Annotated in this window: 1 rRNA gene; it reads right to left on the bottom strand. The window is 40.9% G+C overall.

The annotated features are described in order from the left end of the window. Nucleotides 1-162 precede the first annotated feature (162 nt). Nucleotides 163-230: ribosomal RNA gene (locus OGX86_RS00300) — 16S ribosomal RNA — on the bottom strand; the annotation flags it as partial.

Consider the following 230-nt stretch of genomic DNA (forward strand, 5'->3'; position numbering starts at 1 on the left):
TCATTTCTTATTACGGAGAAATGAAACAGTGTGTCGTTTCAATTTTCAGCTTGATCCAGATTTTTAAAGAGCAAAACTTCTTAATGCACTCGAAAGTACATTCAGAAGTTCATCATTCATCAGACAATCTGTGTGAGCACTGCAAAGGTCGGTTCTTTAAGGTAAGGAGGTGATCCAACCGCAGGTTCCCCTACGGTTACCTTGTTACGACTTCACCCCAGTCATGAATC

The sequence above is a fragment of the Citrobacter sp. Cpo040 genome, assembly GCF_030332915.1.
Classification (GTDB): domain Bacteria; phylum Pseudomonadota; class Gammaproteobacteria; order Enterobacterales; family Enterobacteriaceae; genus Citrobacter; species Citrobacter portucalensis.